Below are 18,170 nucleotides of genomic sequence, written 5' to 3' on the forward strand. Positions count from 1 at the left end.
TGAAACAAAATTAGAACAAACTGCGAACATATCAACAACAGGAGAGAGTTATGACCGATCTGGTTCAGGATGTCATCTCACTGGTTTGCATGAGCACCTTTCTCGTTTCCATGGCGATCTGGATCGGCGCCATGTGATTTGGCGGCGTTCGTTGCCGCTGGTCCTGCGCGGTCGAAGACCGTTCCGCCGTTAAGCTTTTCTTGCCGCCGCGACGTTAGGGTGCCCCGAAAGACAAGGAGCGTTGCGTGTCGCCCATCGTCACGGCCATTCTCGTGGCCAGCAATCTCGGGCTGATCTTTCTCTTGATGACCGTGCCGCTTGGTCTGCGCACGATCCGGCTAAGCCGCGTGATAGCAGCGGACCGGCAGCGCCTCTGGCAGGCGCTGTGGCCGCTCGGCAGCGATGCCGGCTGGTCCGGTGAGATACTCTGGGCCGAAGCGCCTGACGGCGAGGGGGTGGCTCGAATCATGCTGTCCTGGGAAGGCCGCGACGGCAGGCCGATCGAGCGCAAGTCGCGGTTTGAAGACGTGGTCGAGGGCAGCCGCTTCTCGATGCGTGTCCTCGAGGACACCGCGCTGGACGCTTCGTTCTGGAAGGATTTTCGCGAAACCGCAGAACTCGTTTCCGAGGGCAACGGTACGCGGGTGACGCTCAGCCAGACCGATCGCTACCGCGGCGTTGCCTTCCTGGTGTTCCGCTATTTCGCCATGCGCCGCGAACTCTCCAAGCTGCAGCGCTGGGCGCGGACCGGGCAATATCGCAAGGGCGGCTGGTTCGAGCATCCGCTGAGCCAGGTCGGCTTCGCCGCGCTGTCGGCATTGATCCTGTGGCCGTTCTTCGGCCTTCATTTCGGCGGGCTGGCGCTGGCGGCGATCCTTACATCGGTTGTCGCCCTGCACGAGCTCGGCCACATGGCGGCGTTTCGCCTGATGGGCCACAACAGGGCGCGGATGATCTTCATTCCGCTGCTCGGCGGCATCGCCATTGGCGGCCGGCCCTATGATAGCCGTTTCGAGGTGGCCTTCGTGGCGCTGATGGGTGCCGGCTTTTCCGCCTTCCTGGTGCCGATCGCAATCGCCGCAAGCACCTTTGCCGGCGCGGAAGGACATCGGCTTGCGGCAATGCTGCTGGCGGCTCTGGCGGGGTTTGCCGCCCTGTTCAACATCGCCAATCTGGTGCCGGTGTGGAAGTTCGACGGCGGCCAGGTGCTGCGTCAGATCTGCCCGGGGCCGATTGCGCTGGCGCTGGCCTCGTTCTTCCTGCTCTCGGCCTTCCTGGCAGTGGGGTGGCGGGCCGGTTTTTCCTCCAATTTTCTGCTCGCTTCGGGAGCGGTGTTTTCGATCCTTAGCCTGCTGACGATGAGCAGCGGGGTAAAGCCGCGTCACGAGCTGAAGCCGATCCACACCATCGACCGGTTCGCCATGGCGGCAGCGCTGCTGGCGGTGTTCGCCATCCATGGCTACGGCGTTCTGTGGGCGTCCGCTCAGCTGATCTGAGCCGTACCGGATCAGGAAGGCTCAACTGGCCTTGCGCGGGGCGTCGACAGGCAAAGCCGTGGCGGGACCGAAGACATCCTCGAAGGCGGATTTCAGCGCCAGATCAAGGTCGGCCATTGTCAGGGGAAGGCCGAGGTCGACAAGACTGGTGACGCCGTGGTCCTGCACGCCGCAGGGCACGATGCCGCTGAAATGGTCGAGGTCCGGCTCGACATTGATGGCGATGCCGTGAAAGCTCACCCAGCGTCGCAGCCGGATGCCAATTGCCGCGATCTTGTCCTCGGCCGGCGAGCCGTCCGGCAAAGCAGGGCGATCCGGTCGCACCACCCAGACGCCAACCCGGTCCTCGCGGCGTTCGCCATGCACGTTGAAGGCGGCGAGCGTGCCGATGATCCATTGTTCGAGTGCTGCGACAAAGGCGCGGACATCCTCGCGCCGCCGCTTGAGATCAAGCATCACATAGGCGACCCGCTGGCCCGGCCCATGATAGGTGTATTCGCCGCCGCGTCCTGCCGAAAACACCGGGAATCGGTTCGCGTCGATCAGGTCCTCGCCGCGGGCGCTGGTGCCGGCCGTGTAGAGCGGCGGATGTTCGACCAGCCAGACCATTTCGCCGGCGCCGCCGCTTCGGATCGCCTCGGCGCGCGCCTCCATGAAGGCAAGCGCATCGGGATAGGCGGTAAGACCAGGTTCGATGCGCCATTCAACCGGTACTGAGCCGGGGAGCGGCAGGAACGACGTGGCGATCTGGCTGCGTTCTGGCATGGCATTTCGTCTTTTCGCTTATGCATGTCGCGATCCCAAAACCGCCTTGCACTTTTGGACGCATGCACTTGCCTCCATATGGCGATATCTGGCGCAAACGTCCAGTTCCGGCCCCGCGTTCCAATCCTGTGGAGCGTTATGCCGATCGCTGGCGATTATTGCGCTCCGTGCACTTGTTTCGCCGGAAACGATTTGCTACACGCCGCGAGCCGGTGAGTTCCGGCTCCTACCACGTGCGGTCGTGGCGGAATTGGTAGACGCGCAGCGTTGAGGTCGCTGTGGGGCAACCCGTGGAAGTTCGAGTCTTCTCGACCGCACCATTCTCTCTTCCCAGAATCCGATTTGTGCCAGCCTCCGCCCGCTACGGGCCGGGCGCATTTCGTTCGATATTCCCGCACGTTACGCCACTTTCTTTTTGAGCGTCGGATTCTCCCAAAACCGGTTTCCACTTTTGGGTGCGATGCTCTAGACCTGAGACGCATCTTTTCCGAGATTGCGATGGCGGGAGGCGCTGGTGGAAGGCGAGCACGAACGGACGACCGGCGCCAGGGCCGCCGAGGAGCACCACGCCGACATCTATGGGGAGGACGGCGCTGTCCTTTCGTCCTTCCTTGCGCGGATTGGTGCCGCGATCGCCGACCGCGATACGCTGACCCTCAAGCATGAAGTCGACGACCTCCATCAGTCGGAACTTGGCGACCTGCTTGAGGCGCTGCATCCCGAACAGCGCCGTGTGCTGGTCGAACTCCTGGGCGCGGATTTCGATTTTTCCTCGCTGACTGAGGTCGACGAGGCGATCCGCATGGAGATCGTCGACAATCTGCCCAATGCGCAGATCGCCCAGGCGGTGCAGGAGCTCGATTCCGACGACGCCGTCTACATTCTCGAAGACCTCGAGAAGGAAGACCAGGACGAGATCCTGTCGCAGCTGCCGTTCACCGAGCGGATCAGGCTGCGCCGCTCGCTCGACTATCCCGAAGAGACGGCTGGCCGGCGTATGCAGACCGAGTTCGTCGCGGTGCCGCCGTTCTGGACGATCGGTCAGACCATCGACTACATGCGCGAAGACCAGAATCTGCCCGAGCGCTTCAGCCAGATCTTTGTCATCGATCCGACCTTCAAGCTGCTCGGCGCCATCGACCTCGACCAGATCCTGCGCACCAGGCGCTCGGTCAAGGTCGAGGAGGTCATGCACGAGACGCGGCATGCCATTCCCGCCACCATGGACCAGGAAGAGGCTGCGCGGGAATTCGAGCAGTATGACCTATTGTCGGCCGCCGTCGTCGACGAAAACGAGCGGCTTGTCGGCGTGCTGACCATCGACGACGTGGTCGATGTCATCCAGCAGGAAGCGGAAGAAGATCTCTTGCGCATGGGCGGTGTCGGCGACGAAGAACTCTCCGACAGCATTCTTTCGACCTCGCGTTCACGGGTTCCATGGCTGCTGGTCAATCTCTTGACCGCATTCCTGGCGGCATCGGTGATCGGGCTGTTCGACCGCACGATCGAACACATCGTGGCGCTGGCGGTGCTGATGCCGATCGTCGCTGGCATGGGCGGCAATGCCGGCTCGCAGACCATGACCGTCACGGTGCGGGCGCTGGCGACCAAGGATATCGACATCTACAATGCCGGCCGCATCATCCGCCGCGAAATGGGCGTCGGTTTCATCAACGGCATCGTCTTTGCCATCCTGATCGGTATCGTTGCCGCTGCCTGGTTTCGCGACCCCAATCTGGGCGGCATCATCGCGGCGGCGATGATCATCAACATGTTCGCCGCCGCCTTGGCCGGCATCCTGATCCCGCTGCTGCTCGACCGTTTCAAGGTCGATCCGGCGGTCGCTTCGGCGGTCTTCGTCACCACGGTCACCGATGTCGTCGGCTTCTTTGCGTTTCTCGGCATTGCCACATGGTGGTTCGGCGTGCCCTGAGGGCTACCTGTCGTGCCTCAATTGACTTTTACGTAAGTGCCATGCGAGGCTTGCGCGGGGCGCCATATCGATTCCGGCATGGCATGGGTTTTGGTTCGGGACCGAAGGGCGACGCCGCATGGCGATCGCCCGGGATTCCGGCGTGCGGGAGTGGCAATGCGAGAATATTATTCGATCACCGAATTGACTCGCGAGTTCGACGTATCGACGCGGACGCTGCGCTTCTATGAGGACGAGGGGTTGGTGCAGCCGGTGCGGCGTGGCCGCACGCGGCTGTTTCGCCCGTCCGACCGCCACCTCATCCGCCAGATCATGCGCGGCAAGAGGCTCGGCTTTTCGATTAACGAGATCCGCGAAATCATCCAGATGTACAAGGCGCCGCCCGGCGAGGTCGGTCAACTCAAGCTGATGATCAAGCGCATTGAGGAAAAGCGCGAGGATCTCAGACAGAAGCGCCGGGACCTCGAAGAGACGCTGGCCGAGCTCGACCAGGCAGAGGAATCTTGCGTCGAGCGGTTGGTCGAGCTTGGTGTGAATACGTAGCGGTCTTTTCGTCACCCTGAGCGGAGCGCAGACCGCTCTTTTTGAGCGTCGCGGGTGTGCAAAGTGTCGAGATGTTGGAGGGGCAGCATCCCCGTCCTGCCGGACATCTCCCCACAAGGGGGAGATTGGGAGCTTCGGCGCCGGCTCAAATCCAGCGTCGTACTCTTTTGGCGTAGTCGCGGTATTTCTTGCCGAACTTCGCTGCCAGCACCTTTTCCTCGCCCTCGATCGCGACCTTTTGCGTGGCATAGGCGGCGATGAACGCCAGCGGCAGGAACCATACGATCCCCGAGACGAGGGCGACGCCGATCAGCAGCAGCGTGTTGGCCAGATACATCGGATTGCGGGTGACGCCAAAGGGACCTGTGGTGACGAGGTGATCGGGCACCGCGTTAGGGTTGAGCGTGGTCTTGGCCCGCATCATGGTGCGGATCGCGGTGAACCAGAGTGCGGCGACGGCGAACAGTGCCACCCAGCCGGCGGCGAACAGGATATCGCCCAGGATGTCGCCGATCCAGGGCAGGGGATGGAGCAGGCCAAGCGCGATGCTGATGGCGATGGCGGCGGTGTAGATCAGCGGCGGCCACGGTATGAGCCCCGGCTTCGGCAGGTTCTCGGTCATTTGACCCCTTCCTCCATCAACTTGCTGTCGGTTTTGGCGGTGCACATGCCGGCAAGGTCGGACAAATGTGCCTTCCATTCCGCAGTCTGGTCGTTGTTGTAGAGCCTATCAAGCGTGGCCTCGCCCTCGAGCGTATCGAGCATGCAGACACAGTAGCTCGAACAGAACTCTGTGTCGCGCGACTGCTCGCAGGACAGTTGGCAGGTTTTGAGGAAGTTCACCTGCGGGGTTTCGACCTGTGCCGGCATGATCTGCGAGAACAGCCACACGCAGCCGATCAGCAGCGGCTGGTGGATCAGGTAGAAGGCCAGGCTGTGGCGGCCGATGAAGACGAGCGGATTGGCCCAGTGGCCGGGCTTGAGGTTCCCCAGCCACGTCAAGACACCCGCGCCCGCAGCAAGCTTGGTGACGCCGATGCCGAGAAGCACAGCGCCGAACCACGGAAACAGGGGCACGTAGTCGTTGGAACGCGGATTGTTCGCCGACAGGCCGACCCACCACAGCCACGGGGGATCGAACGCCTCGAAGCGCAGATACACGGGCGCCGTGATGACGAGCGCGGCAACGACCAGCGTCAACAAAGCCGGCAGCCGCAGGAAGGCGAGGCCGAGCAGGCTGGCCAGCGCGATCTCGTGCAAGATGCCGAAGAAGATGAAGCCGTCCGGGGTTGCGATGCGGGTGACGACCGAAATCGCAATCGCGGCTCCGGCGACCATGGCGAACCGCTTCCAGAAGCCGTTCCAGCGGATCTGCCGGCCATGGGCAAGGTACAGGCTGACGCCGACCAGAAACAGGAAGGTGGAAGCGATGCAACGTGCGTAAATCTTCCACCAGCCGAAGGCGGTCAGGCCGGGATCAGTGTAGCCGAAGAACTCCAGATCCCAGGTGAAATGGTAGCTCGCCATGGCGATGAGCGCGATGCCGCGCACGATGTCGATGGCGACGATGCGCTTTGTTCGATCCTGAACGGGTGCGGTCGGCGTTTGGATGCTCATGGTCTCGCATTCTGATTCAGCCCCGCAAGACGACTATCACGGTTGGCCCGGACAAAAGAAGACCGGGAGCTTTGCCAAGTACAGTGGCGCGGACGCTGGATCAGCCGCCACTTTAGGCCAGTGGCGGGAAGCCTTTGGCCGACTTCGCTTTTTGCCGGATACGCGTCGGTTTCCTCTTATTAGCGCGGGGATCGCCACGGCAGATTTGGCCCGATGATTCTGCTTTGGGGAAGCAATGTCCACCCATGTGCGCCATCCGATCTGGCTACCGGCCCTCAAGGCCGCGGACGCGCGCACCTTCGCTTCGCTCTATGCGGTCGAATCCTTCGCCCGCGCCACGGTGTCGAGCGTCATCCCGATCCAGGCCTATGAGATCCTGCACAACGAGCAGATCGTTTCGATCCTCTACACCGTGGTGGCGATGCTCGGCCTGTCGGTGACGCTCTTCATGCCGATGCTGATCCGCCGCTTTGCCCGCCGCTGGGTCTACACCGCTGGCGCCTGCCTGCTGGCCATAGGCTCGCTGTTCTTCGTCACCGACACGCTTGCCGGGCAACTGGCCGGCATGCTGTGCCGCGTGATGGGCGCCAGTGCGCTGTCGATCACGCTCAACCTCTACATCATGGACCACATCCGCAAGACCGATTTCATGCAGGCCGAATCGCTGCGCATGGCGTGGTCGATGCTGGCCTGGACAGGTGGGCCGACGCTCGGCATCTTCCTCTACACGCGCTTCGGCATCTATGCCGCGCATGGTGCGGTGGCCGTGTTCGCGATGGCCCTGCTGGCGCTGTTCTGGACCTACCGGCTCGGCGACAACCCGTCGATCCGTCCGGGCAAGACGCGGCCAGTCAATCCGCTCGCCAATATCGGCCGCTTCATCGCGCAGCCCAGGCTGCGGCTGGCCTGGCTGATCGCCTTCGGCCGCTCCTGTTTCTGGACGACGTTCTTCGTCTACGGGCCGCTGTTCATGGTGATCACCGGCGAGGGCAAGCTGGCCGGCGGCCTGCTGGTTTCGGCCGGCAACGCGCTGCTGTTCATGGCCATCTTCTGGGGCAAGGCGGGAAAGCGCTTTGGCGGCCGCAGGACCATGACATTTGCTTATTTCGCCATGTCGGCCACGCTGCTGGCGGCGGGCTTCGTCGGCGAAACCGTGCCGCTGCTCACCGGCGCCTTCCTGCTCTGCGGCGCTTTCTTCACCATTGCGCTCGACGCGCTTGGCTCGACCGCCTTCATGCGCTCGGTGCGCTCCTATGAAAGATCGCAAATGGCGGCGGTCTATCGCACCTATCTCGACTTTTCCGAGCTGACGCCGCCGCTGGTCTATTCGGTGGTGCTGGTCTTCTTCGGCCTGGGCTCGGTATTCGTCACGCTCGGCCTGCTGGCGGCGGTCTGCGGCTTCGTGACCTGGCGTTATCTGCCGAAATCGCTTTAGTCGCCGACTAGGCGGTTGTCTCGCGCGCCGCATGCCGCTCGCGCACCCAGTTGTGGAAGCGATGCAGGTCGTATTCCTCGGGCATCAGCACGCCGGCTTGGTGGCGCATCGAGCGCAGGCCCTTCTGGTTGACCTCGCAGATCGTTGCATCCTCCTCCAGTACCTGCGTGCCGAAGGCAACGATGTTGTCGATGTCGGTCGCGGCGAGCGCCTCAGCCGCAAACAGCCATTCGGCGACAAGCTCGGTCTGCTCGGGGCCGAGCGGCACCAGCCGCACTGACCTGACATAGTCGACATGGCCGACTATGAACATCGACGGCAGGCTGGTGGCGTAGGTCTGGCCGGCAGCGCGTTCTGCTGATGTGAGGTTGGCGAAGACCGGCCCATGCGCCTGGCCGTCGCGCGACCATGTTTCGGCGCCAGTGCGCAGGCCGCCAGAAAATTCCGGTGCATCATTGTCGGCGTGTCGGGACCATTCGGGATCGTCATGCCTGCCCATCAGGCCGCGGCCATAGATCGGCACCAGCCGCGACAGGTCCTTGTGGACGCCCGGGCAATGCAGGCACTCGTTGAAATTTTCCCAGAAAATCTTCCAGTTGCAGTTCATCACCTTGCGCAGCACGTGGCCGCTCACCAGCCTCTCCAGCGGCCAGTTGCCGAGATCGCCGGAGGCGGGATCGAAGGATGCCTGCGCCGAGCCGGCGGCGTCTTCCTGCAGATTGACGAAGACGAAACCGCGCCACACCGAGAGTGCTACGCGATAAAGCGGATGGTCGGCTTTGTCGAAGCCTTCGGGCAGCGATTTCGACGGCACGCGCACGAGATCGCCGCGCAACGAGTAGGACCAGGCGTGGTAGGGGCAGGTGATCAGCCGCGCCTTCAGCCGGCCTTCGCTTTCCTGGCAGAGCTGCGAGCCGCGATGGCGGCAGGTGTTGTGGAAGGCACGCAACTCGCCGGTCTCGTCTCGCAGCACGACGATGTCCTGCGTGCCGATGCGGAATCTGCGGAAAGCCAAGGGTTGGGCTAGGTCGGCCTCGCGGCAGACGAGCAGCCAGCTTCTGTACCAGATAGCGTCGAGATCTTTTTGATAGCTGCCTGCATCCCAATAGGCCGATGACGGCAGCGTCGGCTCGGCCCTGGTCAGGCCGTTGTAGGGATCGCGCTCGCTGGCAATGGGCTGCATGGCTGGCTTCCTGTGAAGATGTCAGCCGACACCCGGTCAGGAAAATTGTCAATTGCGGCACCGGCGGGTCTCGGCTGGTACGACGCATTTGCGATGGTTGTCGGCGGAATTTGGTTTGCCGGACGCGAGGATTCTGCCTATAGTCGCCAATGTCGTCGGTTCCATTTTGGAGCCAAGAGGGAATGCGGTGAGGGCGAGTTTCGCCCGATGCCGAGGCTGCCCCCGCAACTGTATGCGGTAGTCCTCTCCATATGCCACTGAAGATCTTTTCTTCGGGAAGGTGGGGAAGGGCGCTGATCCGCGAGCCAGGAGACCTGCCGGCGACAGGAAACTGACTTCGATGCCCTCGGGTGGAGGGCGAAAGGACAAGATATGACTGCCGCTTCCATCTCCCTCGGCACCTCCGTCTCCTCGCAGTCGCGCTTCATGCAGCTCGCTCTTGCTGCGTTTCTCGGCATTTTCGTAATGGGCTTTGTCGGCTTCTCGCATATCGATGCGGTCCACAATGCAGCTCACGACTATCGCCATTCGATGGCGTTTCCCTGCCACTGACCAGGATCTGACATCATGAACCTGTTTCGCAACGTCGTGTTCATCGCGGCGATCGCGGGGCTCGTGGCCGGCGTCGTTCTCGCCTGCATGCAGGCCTATGCAACAGTGCCGCTGATCCTGAAGGCGGAAGTCTACGAACAGGCCGGCGGCGGCCATGGCCATGACCATGCCGCGGTACCGGCCGCAACGGGTACCACCGCCATGAGCACTGCGGCCCCGGCCGAAGCGACTGCTCCGGCGGAAGACGAGGGTTGGGCGCCGGCAGACGGTTTCGAGCGTTTCGCCTTCAGCGTGCTTGCCAATATCGTCACTGGCATCGGCTTCGCCTTGATCCTGGTCGCGGTTTCCGAATTCGCCGGCGGCATCGGCAATTGGCGCCAGGGCGTGTTCTGGGGGCTGGCCGGCTTTGCCGTGTTCACCCTGGCGCCGGGCCTCGGCCTTCCACCTGAACTGCCGGCCATGCCGGCTGCCGATCTGACCGAGCGCCAGATCTGGTGGTGGGCAACGGTGGCGGCGACCGCGATCGGCCTTGGCATGATCGCCTTCCGCAAGTCGCTGCCGCTGGCGATCCTGGCCGTGGCCTTGATCGTCGCGCCGCATATTGTCGGCGCGCCGCAGCCCGGCAGTTACGAGACGGCGATTCCGGAAGGGTTGCATCACCAGTTCGTGGTGGCGGTGACGGTGACCAATCTGGTGTTCTGGCTGGTGCTCGGGGCGGTCGTTGGCGTGGTGCGTGGCCGCTTGACGGGCACCGCGACCAACCTGCGCGACAGCTTTGCCTGACAAGGGATTGACCTTCCTCATCGGCGGTGCGCGCTCCGGCAAGAGCGCGCATGCCGAAACCCTGGCGACGGGTTTGCCGCCGCCATGGACTTATATCGCTACCGCGCAAGCCTATGATGACGAGATGGGTGAACGCATCGCGTTGCACCGGTCGCGGCGCGGCGAAGGCTGGACGACCATCGATGCACCGCTCGATCTCGCCGGCGCGCTTGCAGCCTTGCCGGACGATCAGCCGGTGGTTGTCGACTGCCTGACCCTGTGGCTGACCAACCATATGCTGGCCGAACACGACCTCGAGCTTGAATGCCATCGGCTGGCGGACGTGCTGTCGCGGCCGCGTGGTCCCTGGTTCGTGGTATCCAATGAAGTCGGACAGGGTATCGTGCCCGACAATGCACTCGCCCGCCGGTTTCGTGATGCCGCGGGCCGACTCAACCAGCAGGTCGCTGCTGTCGCCGATACAGTGCTGCTGATGGTGGCGGGGCTGCCGCTCAAGGTGAAATGACATGACCGACATCGACGATCAGGAAGAAGAACGCCACCGCGCCAAGATGGCCAAGCGCAAGGCGGTGCAAGATGCCGAAGTGGCGAGCAAGACGGTCGAGAAGGGGCTGCTGATCGTCAACACCGGCCCGGGCAAGGGCAAGACCACAGCCGCCTTTGGCCTGGCGCTGCGGATGCTCGGCTATGGCAAGCGCGTCGGCGTCGTCCAGTTCATCAAGGGCAAGTGGCACACCGGCGAGAAGGACGCCTTCGCCGCCTTCGGCGACCGCGTCGTCTGGCACGCGATGGGCGAGGGGTTCACCTGGGAGACACAGGACCTGAAGCGTGACATCGCAGCCGCCGAAGCCGCGTGGACCAAGGTGCTTGAGCTTATGGCCGATCCGTCGATCAGCCTGCTGGTGCTCGACGAACTGAACATTGCGCTGCGCTACGATTATCTCGATCTCGACAAGGTGGTTGCAGCGTTGAAGGCCCGGCGCGAGGGCCTGCACGTCGTCGTCACCGGCCGCAACGCCAAGCCGGCGCTGGTCGAGGCCGCCGACCTCGTCACCGAGATGGGCGCGACCAAGCACCATTTTTCCGCGGGCGTGAAGGCCCAGCAAGGGATCGAGTTCTAAGAGCTTCTACCCGCCCACAAAAAGGGAGGGTAAGATCAGGCCACAATGAAAATAACCGCGACCAACCCAAACAGCGCGATCAGCAATGTGTCGGCGACGCGATAGAGTTTCAGCGCCTGCCTGATGTCGACGCTGTCGGCTTCGCGCCGCCCACCTTCGCCCATGAAGACGTCGTCGACCAGCACGCCGCCGTAGAAGCGCGGCCCGGCGAGGGCGAGGCCGAGCGCACCGGCCATTGCCGCTTCCGGCCAGCCGGCATTGGGCGACCGGTGTTTTTTCGCGTCGCGCCACACCGCGTGCCAGGCATTGCGCGAATCGGCGCCCCTGACCAGGAAAGCCGCCAGCACGATCAGCAGCGCCGTCAGCCGCGATGGCGGCAGGTTGATCCAATCGTCGAAGCGCGCCGCCGCCCAGCCGAAGGCCTCGTGGCGAGGAGTGCGGTGGCCGATCATCGAATCGGCGGTGTTGGCTGCCTTGTAGGCAGCGCCGCCGGCCAGCCCGCCAACGCCGGTCCAGAAGGCGGGGGCGACGATGCCGTCGGAAAAATTCTCGGCCAGGCTCTCGATCGCCGCGCGGCAGACACCGGCCCTGTCCAGGGTTTCGGGATCGCGGCCGACGATTCGCGAGACAGCCACGCGGCCCAAAGCAAGGCCACCGGTGTCGAGTGCGTCGGCCACCGCCTCGACATGCTCGTAAAGGCTCTTCTGCGACAGAAGCGACGTCGCCAGAAGGGCAGTGATGATCAGGCCCATTGGAACGAACCAGAGCAGGATCTGCACGCCGAGGCCGATTATCGCCGGCACCAGCACGATGACCAGCAGCGCCTGGACACCACGCTTGCGACGCAGCGCGTCGGGATCAGTGGCGTGGTTGAGCCTGCGGTCAAGAAAGGATATCAGCCTGCCGAACCACGTCACCGGATGGCCGATGGCGCGAAACAGCCAGTCGGGGTAACCGAGGGCGAATTCGACGGCCAATGACAGGAAAGCGATCAGGACTGACATGAAGCTTCTTGAAGGAGCGGTGGACCATGGTGGAAGTCTTGGCCGGGCGTGGGCGCTTTTCCCCAACGCTTCGCGGCCTTTCGTCGACCTCTCGACCGGTATCAATCCGCACTCCTATCCGCTTTTCGACCTGCCCGCTACCACCCTGTCGCGGCTGCCGGAAGCCGCGCGCACGCGTGACCTGATAGAGATCGCGGCCAGCACCTATGGCGCGCCGTCGCCAGCCAACGTCGCGGCGGCTCCGGGCACTCAGATCCTGTTGCCGCGCGTCGCATCGCTGATCGCGCCCGGCAAGGCGCTGGTGCTGGGGCCGACCTATGCCGAACATGCCCGCGCAGCAGTGATCGCCGGGCACGAGGTGACCGAGGTCCGCGACTTCGCGGCCCTGGCCGACGCCGACCTTGCCATCATCGTCAACCCGAACAATCCGGATGGCCGCATCATCGAGCGCGACCGTCTGCTGGCGCTGGCTGCCGGTCTGCGCGCCAAGGGCGGGCTGCTGGTCGTCGATGAGGCGTTCATGGATGTCGGGCCGCGCGAGCACAGCCTCGCGGGCGATGTCGGCCAGGGCGGCATCGTCGTGCTGCGCTCGTTCGGCAAGTTCTTTGGTCTGGCTGGTTTGCGGCTGGGGTTTGCACTTTCCGATGCAGCGACAGTCGAACGGCTGGAAGCGCAATTCGGGCCCTGGGCCGTCGCCGGCCCGGCGCTTGAGTACGGCATCCTCGCGCTTGCCGACATCGGCTGGCAGGACGCGATGCGAGCATCCCTTACGAAAGCATCGGCGCGGCTCGATGCGCTGTTCGGCCGCTTCGGCGTTCTCGTCGCGGGCGGTACCCCATTGTTCCGCTATCTCCGCTTGGCCGATGCCGCCGATCTGTTTTCCGCACTTGGTGAGCACGGTATCCTGCTTCGCCATTTTGCCGACCGGCCACATGTCCTGCGCGCCGGCCTACCGGGGAGTGAACTGGAATGGCAGCGGCTCGAATCCGCTCTTGTCGGATGGGCGGCGCGGCGCGAGGATAAATCAAAGGGTTCAAAACAATGATCCATGTCTGCTCGCTGGCAAAGATCGAGGAAACGGTGGCCAGGACCGGCGCCGATCGCATGCTGTCGCTGCTCGCCGCCGGCACGGAGGTGGTGCGGCCGGCCTCGATCATCAGGGAGAACCATCTGCATCTGGTCATGCACGACATTGCGGTGGCGCAGGATGGCATGACGATGCCAGGCGAGGATCATGTGCGCGACCTGCTCGATTTCGCGCGCCGATGGGACCGGGCAAATCCGATGGTCGTGCATTGCTATGCCGGCATAAGCCGCTCGACCGCTTCGGCCTATATCATCGCCGCCGCACTGGCGCCGAAGCGTGACGAGGCCGAACTGGCGCGGACGCTGCGGGCGCTGTCGCCCTCGGCGACACCCAATCCGCGATTGATCGCCGTGGCCGACGCGTTGCTTGATCGCAACGGCCGCATGATCGAGGCGATCGAATCGATCGGGCGCGGCGCGGATGCCTTTGAAGGCACGCCGTTCGCGCTTAGGATAGACGGTTAGCTACTTCAGCCAGTCGGCGAGCTTCGCCTTGCGCACATCCCGCAGCAGGCTGATGAAGCCGTCAGCCTGATGTTCCGATGTCAGCCGGCCTTTTTCCGCCGTCGCGATGCTCGCATCGCCGACCACACCGTTCGGGTTGAGGTCGCTGGCGATCCAGGCAAAAGCGTGGGTGCCGGTGTGACGCAGCAGCGAGAATTCCTTTTCGGCCTTGGCGACATTGGAAATGAAATTGTCGGCCTTGCCCATGTCGACAAGATCGGGCCGGAAATGCAGCATCAGCGAGGTCTCGACATCGCCGCCATGGATGCCGTGGCGGTCCTCGAGCTCGGTGTACATGCCGGCCGGGCGGCCGAAGCGCTGCCAGCTGGTCTTAACCGCCAGCATGTTTTCACGCACGCGCAGTTCGCGTGTGACGATGCCCATGATCTCCTCGTTGCCGCCGTGCGAATTGACGACAATCAGCTTGCGCACGCCGGCGCGCGCGATCGACAGGCCAAGTTCGGTCCAGGCTTCGACCAGCGTCGTTGCCGGCAGGGTGAGGGTGCCCGGCGCGTGCAGATGCTCGTTCGACTTGCCCACCGCCTGGACCGGCAGGATGCGGATGTCGAGATCGTCGGGCAGACGGGCGATCACCGTGTCGAGCATCCCGTTCATGATCGAGGCGTCGGTCGAAACCGGCAGATGCGGCCCATGCTGCTCGATCGCCGCCACCGGCAGCACGGCGATGGTCGCCTCCGGGTCGATCGAGGCGTATTCGGTGGTCCGGTAGTCGCCCCACCACACACGTTTTTTCGCAACAGTCATGTCATGCCTCTTCAATGAACGGGCAGACCTAGCGCGGCAAGCGCGGCCTGTCGATCACCCGGCCGCGATCGCCTCTACCTCGACCTTGAATTCGGGCCGGGCAAATCCCGAGACGATCATCAGCGTCGAGGCTGGCGCGGGGCTCGAAAACAGCCGGTCGCGGACGTCCATGTAGGGCCGCAGATGCGCGCGGTCGGTGACATAGGCATTGATGCGGACGATGTCATGCAGACCCAGCCCGGCTTCGCCGAGCACCGCTTCGATGTTGCGGAAGCAGAGTTCTGCCTGCGCGCCGGCGTCTTCGGGTATCTGGTCGTCCGCGGTGATGGCGACCTGACCCGAGCACAGCACAAGTCGCTTGCCGGGCGGCACCTCGACGCCGTGGCTGTAGCGGGCAAAGGGCGGCTTGATCAACTTGGGGGTGAGGAATTTGAACATGGCATTCTCCGGTTTGGCGCCAGCCTAAGGCCTGACCCATTGCACCTTCAAGATGGCGGTGCATGTTGCCCGAGCGATTGTGGACAGGCGTTCAAAAAATAGGCACGATGCCTTCCGTACAGCATGACCCGTCCGCCCTTGGCAGTGCAATGTCGTTCAAGCGGGCGGTCCCGGCGCAAGGCGCCGGTGGCATGTGTCTTGCTTCTTGAATCTTTGGTGTCGAGCCTGGCGCGTGGCGCGCCGGAGCAAACAAAGGGTGGTGTCGATGTACGGAAAACAGAAGATCTCGGTGGCGGTTGTGGCCTTGCTTGCAGCCAGCACGCTGGGTGCGGCTGCGAATGAAAAAGTCACCTTTGGCACCAACTGGTTGGCCGAACCGGAACATGGCGGATATTACCAGGCCGTGGCGGACGGCACCTACGCCGCCTGCGGCCTCGACGTCACCATCATGCAGGGCGGCCCGCAGGTCAGCGGCCGGCCGATGCTGCTTGCCGGCAAGATCGATTTCTACATGGGCGGCAATCTGCTGTCAGCTTTCGATGCCGTCCAGCAAGGCATTCCAATGCGCGTCGTGGCGGCGGATTTCCAGAAGGACCCGCAGGTCATCATGTCCCATCCCGGCGAGGGGCTCGACAAATGGGAAGACCTGAAGAACGCCGATCAGTACATCCTTGGCGACGAGGGCGTGCAGACCTTCTTCCAGTGGATGGTCATCGAATTCGGCTTCGACGCCTCCAAGCGCGCGCCCTACACCTACAACACCGCTCCCTTCCTCGCCAACAAGAAGTCGATCCAGCAGGGCTACGTGACCTCCGAGCCGTTCGCGGTCAAGAAGGAAGGCGGCTTCGTGCCGAACCAGTTCCTGCTCGCCGACTATGGCTGGGACACCTACTCGACGACGATCGAGGTGATGCAGGACACGATCGACAAGAAGCCGGAGGTGGTCCAGTGCTTCGTCGATGGTTCGGCCAAGGGCTGGTACAAATATCTCTACGGCGACAACAAGGCCGCCAACGACCTGATCAAGAAAGACAATCCCGATATGAGCGACGAGCAGATCGCGTTCTCGATCGAGCAGATGAAGAAGTTCGGCCTGGCCGATTCCGGCGACACCGAAAAGCTCGGCATCGGCGCCATGACCGACGAGAGGATCAAGAGTTTTTACGACAAGATGGTCAAGGCCAAGGTCACGCCTGACGGCATCGACATCAAGAAGGCCTACACACTGACCTTCGTCAACAAGGGCGTCGGGCTCGACCTGAAGAAATAGGCCGGCCCCGGCATGATAAGGGAAAAGGTGGCGCAAGCGCCAGCCTCGGACGTTGCTTCGACATTGCTGGCGCTGCGGGGCGTCGGCAAGGTCTTCTCCAACGGCGTGACGGCGCTGAGCGACGTCAATCTGACGATCCGGGAAGGTGATTTCCTCAGCCTGCTCGGGCCGTCGGGCTGCGGCAAGTCGACGGCGCTACGGCTGATCGCCGGCCTGTCGACGCCGACCTCCGGCGTGCTCGATTGGCGCGGCGGCGGCGCGCTTGACCGCTCGAACATCGGCTTTGTCTTCCAGGAGCCGACGCTGCTGCCCTGGGCCAGCGTCTTCGACAATGTCTGGCTGCCGCTTCGGCTGAAAGGCATCAGCCGCGCCAAGGCGGCACCGGCGGTAACGGAAATGCTGGCGCGGGTTCACCTGACCGGCTTCGAAGACGCGGTGCCGCGCGAGCTGTCCGGCGGCATGAAGATGCGCGTCTCGATCGCGCGGGCCATGGTGACCAAGCCGCGCGTGCTGCTGATGGACGAGCCGTTCGCGGCACTCGACGAGATCACCCGCTTCAAGCTCAACAACGATCTCTTGGAGCTGTGGCAGGACGAACGCTTCACCGTCGTCTTTGTCACCCACAGCGTCTTTGAAAGTGTATTCCTGTCCAACCGCGTCGTCGTCATGGCGGCGCGGCCGGGCAGGGTGTTCGACGAACTCGCCATCAAGGCCTCCTATCCGCGCGACGGGGCGTTTCGCACCTCGCCAGACTATGCGGCACTCTGCCGTCAGGCCTCCGATGTGCTGGTCCAGGCCATCAATTCAACAGCAGGCGCGCATCATGACGGCCATTGACGAGCGCGTGCTCGAACTCGACCCCGAAGAAGCACGCCGCGTGCGCCAGGAGCGGTTCGAACGGATCGGTCGTTGGATGCTGCCGCTGGCGATCATGATCCTGGCCATCTGGCTGTGGGACCGCATCTGCGTATGGAACGCGATCCCGCAATACATCCTGCCGCGTCCCGGCGTGGTGCTGTGGACGCTCTACAACGATGCCGGCCTGCTGTTTTCCTCGCTGCTGGTCACCTTGCGCATCACCTTCCTCAGCCTGGCTTTGGCTGTCATCGGCGGGGTCGGGCTGGCGGTGCTGTTTGCGCAATCGAAATGGGTCGAGATGTCGTTCTTTCCCTTCGCCATCGTGCTGCAGGTGACGCCGATCGTGGCGATCTTTCCGCTGATCAACATCTATGTAAACGACCAGACGACCAAGCTTCTGCTGTGCGCCTGGATCGTCGCCTTCTTTCCGATCCTGTCCAACACGACGCTTGGCCTCAACTCCGTCGACCGCAATCTGCGCGACATGTTCAAACTCAATGGTGCGACGCGCTGGCAGCAGTTGCGCTATCTCAGGCTCCCGGCGGCGATGCCCTATTTCCTCGGCGGGCTGAAGATCGCCGGCGGCCTGTCGCTGATCGGTGCCGTGGTCGCCGAGTTCGTCGCCGGCACCACCGGCCAGTCGTCTGGCCTTGCCTCGCGCATCATCGAGGCCGGCTACCGGCTCAACGCGCCGCGGCTGTTCGCAGCGTTGTTCCTGATCTCGCTCACCGGCATTTTGATCTTCCTCGTGCTGTCGCTGATTTCGCATCTCATTTTGCGGCGCTGGCACGAAAGCGCACTGAAGCAGGAGCGCTAG

At 63.4% G+C, this 18,170-nt stretch carries 20 protein-coding genes, 1 tRNA gene and 1 riboswitch; of the genes, 14 read left to right on the forward strand and 7 right to left on the reverse strand.

The window, feature by feature from the left end; translation table 11 throughout:
• The first annotated feature begins 245 nt into the window (after window positions 1–245).
• The gene (locus tag ASD99_RS05410; RefSeq protein WP_056596701.1) at window positions 246–1,496 is read left to right on the forward strand and encodes a hypothetical protein; all 1,251 of its coding nucleotides are present in this window, start codon (window positions 246–248) and stop codon (window positions 1,494–1,496) included.
• Between the two features lie 21 nt (window positions 1,497–1,517).
• Here ASD99_RS05410 and lipB read toward each other — a convergent pair whose 3' ends face one another.
• Complete coding sequence (gene lipB, locus ASD99_RS05415; protein WP_056596698.1) at window positions 1,518–2,261, reverse strand: lipoyl(octanoyl) transferase LipB; 744 nt, start codon at window positions 2,259–2,261, stop codon at window positions 1,518–1,520.
• Between the two features lie 235 nt (window positions 2,262–2,496).
• Between lipB and ASD99_RS05420 the strand changes: the two genes are divergently transcribed.
• The 3 genes from ASD99_RS05420 to ASD99_RS05430 all read left to right on the forward strand — a co-directional run bounded on the left by ASD99_RS05420 (window position 2,497) and on the right by ASD99_RS05430 (window position 4,737).
• Window positions 2,497–2,581: transfer RNA gene (locus ASD99_RS05420), tRNA-Leu, on the forward strand.
• Window positions 2,582–2,775: 194 nt separating this feature from the next.
• Window positions 2,776–4,194, forward strand: coding sequence for a magnesium transporter (gene mgtE / locus ASD99_RS05425; RefSeq protein WP_057142947.1), 1,419 nt, complete (start codon window positions 2,776–2,778; stop codon window positions 4,192–4,194).
• 156 nt (window positions 4,195–4,350) lie between these two features.
• Entirely contained in the window at window positions 4,351–4,737 is a 387-nt protein-coding gene (locus ASD99_RS05430; RefSeq protein WP_056596491.1) for a MerR family transcriptional regulator, read from the forward strand.
• A gap of 145 nt (window positions 4,738–4,882) precedes the next feature.
• Here the strand turns inward: ASD99_RS05430 and ASD99_RS05435 are convergent, their stop codons facing one another.
• Together ASD99_RS05435 and ASD99_RS05440 are read right to left on the reverse strand one after the other, a co-directional pair.
• On the reverse strand, window positions 4,883–5,359 hold the full coding sequence (locus ASD99_RS05435; RefSeq protein ID WP_057142948.1) for a methyltransferase family protein: 477 nt from the start codon (window positions 5,357–5,359) through the stop codon (window positions 4,883–4,885).
• Window positions 5,356–6,354 carry a heparan-alpha-glucosaminide N-acetyltransferase gene (locus ASD99_RS05440; RefSeq protein WP_056596486.1) on the reverse strand — a complete coding sequence of 333 codons (999 nt, stop codon included), beginning with the start codon at window positions 6,352–6,354 and terminating at the stop codon, window positions 5,356–5,358. Before ASD99_RS05440 ends, ASD99_RS05435 begins: the two co-directional genes overlap by 4 nt.
• Before the next feature lie 235 nt (window positions 6,355–6,589).
• Here ASD99_RS05440 and ASD99_RS05445 point away from each other — a divergent pair, with 235 nt between their 5' ends.
• On the forward strand, window positions 6,590–7,789 hold the full coding sequence (locus ASD99_RS05445) for an MFS transporter (protein WP_057142949.1): 1,200 nt from the start codon (window positions 6,590–6,592) through the stop codon (window positions 7,787–7,789).
• A 7-nt stretch (window positions 7,790–7,796) separates the two neighbouring features.
• Here ASD99_RS05445 and ASD99_RS05450 read toward each other — a convergent pair whose 3' ends face one another.
• Window positions 7,797–8,972: an aromatic ring-hydroxylating oxygenase subunit alpha gene (locus ASD99_RS05450; RefSeq protein WP_056596480.1), complete on the reverse strand. Its 1,176-nt coding sequence runs from the start codon at window positions 8,970–8,972 to the stop codon at window positions 7,797–7,799.
• Between the two features lie 139 nt (window positions 8,973–9,111).
• Window positions 9,112–9,309, forward strand: a riboswitch (cobalamin riboswitch).
• A gap of 35 nt (window positions 9,310–9,344) precedes the next feature.
• Between ASD99_RS05450 and ASD99_RS05455 the strand changes: the two genes are divergently transcribed.
• Genes ASD99_RS05455 through cobO form a run of 4 tightly spaced genes read left to right on the forward strand, consistent with a single transcriptional unit; the run spans window position 9,345 to window position 11,428 of the window.
• Complete coding sequence (locus tag ASD99_RS05455; protein ID WP_056596477.1) at window positions 9,345–9,524, forward strand: CbtB domain-containing protein; 180 nt, start codon at window positions 9,345–9,347, stop codon at window positions 9,522–9,524.
• A 15-nt stretch (window positions 9,525–9,539) separates the two neighbouring features.
• Window positions 9,540–10,307: a CbtA family protein gene (locus tag ASD99_RS05460; protein WP_056596474.1), complete on the forward strand. Its 768-nt coding sequence runs from the start codon at window positions 9,540–9,542 to the stop codon at window positions 10,305–10,307.
• Window positions 10,300–10,812: a bifunctional adenosylcobinamide kinase/adenosylcobinamide-phosphate guanylyltransferase gene (cobU, locus tag ASD99_RS05465; protein WP_056596471.1), complete on the forward strand. Its 513-nt coding sequence runs from the start codon at window positions 10,300–10,302 to the stop codon at window positions 10,810–10,812. Before ASD99_RS05460 ends, cobU begins: the two co-directional genes overlap by 8 nt.
• A gap of 1 nt (window position 10,813) precedes the next feature.
• Entirely contained in the window at window positions 10,814–11,428 is a 615-nt protein-coding gene (gene cobO / locus ASD99_RS05470; protein WP_056596468.1) for a cob(I)yrinic acid a,c-diamide adenosyltransferase, read from the forward strand.
• 35 nt (window positions 11,429–11,463) lie between these two features.
• Here cobO and cbiB read toward each other — a convergent pair whose 3' ends face one another.
• Entirely contained in the window at window positions 11,464–12,432 is a 969-nt protein-coding gene (gene cbiB, locus ASD99_RS05475) for an adenosylcobinamide-phosphate synthase CbiB (RefSeq protein ID WP_057142950.1), read from the reverse strand.
• Between cbiB and cobD the strand changes: the two genes are divergently transcribed.
• Window positions 12,431–13,477, forward strand: a complete 1,047-nt coding sequence (gene cobD, locus ASD99_RS05480) for a threonine-phosphate decarboxylase CobD (RefSeq protein WP_082583155.1) — start codon at window positions 12,431–12,433, stop codon at window positions 13,475–13,477. The genes cbiB and cobD overlap by 2 nt on opposite strands.
• On the forward strand, window positions 13,474–13,983 hold the full coding sequence (locus ASD99_RS05485) for a tyrosine phosphatase family protein (protein WP_056596461.1): 510 nt from the start codon (window positions 13,474–13,476) through the stop codon (window positions 13,981–13,983). The genes cobD and ASD99_RS05485 overlap by 4 nt, the downstream gene beginning before the upstream one ends.
• On the opposite strand, the gene ASD99_RS05490 is transcribed toward ASD99_RS05485, so the two are convergent.
• Both ASD99_RS05490 and ASD99_RS05495 read right to left on the reverse strand, forming a co-directional pair.
• A complete protein-coding gene (locus ASD99_RS05490; RefSeq protein ID WP_056596456.1) occupies window positions 13,984–14,787 on the reverse strand; it encodes a creatininase family protein in 804 nt (267 codons plus the stop codon). It abuts the gene before it with no gap.
• A gap of 54 nt (window positions 14,788–14,841) precedes the next feature.
• The gene (locus tag ASD99_RS05495; protein ID WP_056596451.1) at window positions 14,842–15,225 is read right to left on the reverse strand and encodes a RidA family protein; all 384 of its coding nucleotides are present in this window, start codon (window positions 15,223–15,225) and stop codon (window positions 14,842–14,844) included.
• A 265-nt stretch (window positions 15,226–15,490) separates the two neighbouring features.
• Here ASD99_RS05495 and ASD99_RS05500 point away from each other — a divergent pair, with 265 nt between their 5' ends.
• Genes ASD99_RS05500 through ASD99_RS05510 form a run of 3 tightly spaced genes read left to right on the forward strand, consistent with a single transcriptional unit; the run spans window position 15,491 to window position 18,170 of the window.
• Complete coding sequence (locus ASD99_RS05500) at window positions 15,491–16,495, forward strand: ABC transporter substrate-binding protein (RefSeq protein WP_056596448.1); 1,005 nt, start codon at window positions 15,491–15,493, stop codon at window positions 16,493–16,495.
• A gap of 12 nt (window positions 16,496–16,507) precedes the next feature.
• Entirely contained in the window at window positions 16,508–17,332 is an 825-nt protein-coding gene (locus ASD99_RS05505; RefSeq protein WP_057142951.1) for an ABC transporter ATP-binding protein, read from the forward strand.
• On the forward strand, window positions 17,319–18,170 hold the full coding sequence (locus ASD99_RS05510; RefSeq protein WP_056596443.1) for an ABC transporter permease: 852 nt from the start codon (window positions 17,319–17,321) through the stop codon (window positions 18,168–18,170). The genes ASD99_RS05505 and ASD99_RS05510 overlap by 14 nt, the downstream gene beginning before the upstream one ends.

The sequence above is a fragment of the Mesorhizobium sp. Root695 genome (assembly GCF_001428185.1).
In the GTDB taxonomy this organism is placed as follows: Bacteria; Pseudomonadota; Alphaproteobacteria; order Rhizobiales; family Rhizobiaceae; genus Mesorhizobium.